Below are 1,947 nucleotides of genomic sequence, written 5' to 3' on the forward strand. Positions count from 1 at the left end.
CTTCACCGATTCCGACGTTAGGGCGTTTTCCTGCGCTGGACCGGGTTCAGTATCCTGCGGACCTGCGCAACCTTTCGGTTGAGCAGCTCAAGCAGGTTGCGGATGAACTTCGGGCCGAAACGGTGGACGCGGTTTCCACCACGGGGGGGCACCTTGGGGCCTCCTTGGGTGTTGTGGAGCTGACGGTTGCCCTGCATGCAGTGTTTGACACGCCTGATGACAAGGTGATCTGGGACGTGGGGCATCAGGCCTATCCGCACAAGATTCTGACCGGCCGGCGTGAGCGTATCCGCACCCTGCGCCAGCCGGGCGGGCTTTCCGGCTTTACCCGCCGGGCAGAAAGCCAATACGATCCGTTTGGCGCGGCCCATTCCTCCACCTCCATTTCCGCAGGGCTAGGCATGGCTGTGGCCCACCACCTGCGGGCGGAGGAAGACCCCAGCTACCGCGAACGCAACGTGATTGCCGTAATTGGCGATGGCTCCATTTCCGCCGGCATGGCATATGAGGCCATGAACAACGCCGCCGTGGCCGGCCCCGGTGCGGAGCGGCTGATTGTCATCCTCAACGACAACGAGATGTCCATTGCCCCGCCTGTGGGGGCCATGTCGAACTACCTGTCGCGGCTGATGTCCTCACGCAAGTTCATGGGGCTGCGCGAACTGGCAGGCAAGTTCGTCAAAAAACTGCCCGCCCCTGTGGAACGTACGGCCCGCAAGGCCGATGAATATGCCCGCGGCATGATTACCGGCGGCACGCTGTTTGAGGAGCTGGGCTTCTACTACGTGGGCCCCGTGGATGGGCATGATCTGCCGCAGCTGGTCTCTATCCTGCGCAACCTGCGCGATACGGATAACGGCCCCATCATGCTGCATGTCATCACGGAAAAAGGCCATGGCTACCAGCCAGCCGAAAAAGCCGGAGACAAGTATCACGCCGTTGCCAAGTTCAACGTGGTCACCGGTGAGCAGAAAAAGGGACCTGCCGGCCCGCCAAGCTACACATCCGTCTTCTCGCGCGAGCTCACACGCCGCGCAGCAACGGACAACAAGATTACCGCCATTACCGCCGCCATGCCATCTGGCACAGGGCTGGATGCCTTTGCCAAGGCCTATCCAGACCGGTTCTTTGATGTGGGCATTGCCGAGCAGCATGCCGTCACCTTTGCCGCTGGCATGGCCACGGAAGGGCTGCGGCCGTTCTGCGCCATTTATTCCACCTTTCTCCAGCGCGCCTATGATCAGGTAATGCATGACGTGGTGCTGCAGAAGCTGCCCGTACGCTTTGCCATTGACCGCGCTGGCCTTGTGGGGGCCGATGGTGCCACCCATGCCGGCTCCTTCGACATCGCCTATCTGGGCTGCCTGCCGGGCATGACCATCATGGCCCCATCGGATGAGCTGGAACTGCTGCACATGACAGCCACCGCCGCCCTGTTTGATGAAGGCCCGATTGCCCTGCGCTACCCACGTGGGGGTGGGCTTGGGCTGGACCTACCTGCCGAGGGCACGCCGCTGGAAATTGGCAAGGGCCGCATCATCCGTGAAATGGGTGGACAGTCTGGCCCCGAAAAGGGCGGCGTGGCCATTCTCTCTCTTGGCCCGCGTCTGGCCGAGTGCCTGAAAGCTGCAGACATGCTGGCCGCCCGTGGCCTGCCGCCCACCGTGGCCGATGCCCGCTTTGCCAAGCCGTTTGATACGGAGCTGGTGGAAAATCTGGCTCGCAATCACGCAGTGCTGATCACGATTGAGGAAGGCTCCGAGGGCGGCTTTGGCTCCCTTGTCGGCCATCATCTGGCCCGCACCGGCCTTTTGGACAACGTGCGCTTCCGCCCCCTCACCCTGCCCGATCGCTTCATCGACCATAACACACAGGCCGCCCAATACGCCGAGGCCGGACTCTCCGCACCACACATCGTCGGAACCGCTCTAAGCGCGCTGGGCATCG

1 protein-coding gene is annotated in these 1,947 nt (G+C 62.6%); it reads left to right on the forward strand.

Going from position 1 to position 1,947, the window contains the following annotated elements:
• The coding region (gene dxs / locus CSR02_RS12390) for a 1-deoxy-D-xylulose-5-phosphate synthase (RefSeq protein ID WP_244176993.1) at positions 1–1,947 on the forward strand (1,947 nt) is incomplete at both ends.

It is taken from the genome of Acetobacter pomorum (assembly GCF_002738225.1).
Lineage (GTDB): Bacteria > Pseudomonadota > Alphaproteobacteria > Acetobacterales > Acetobacteraceae > Acetobacter > Acetobacter pomorum.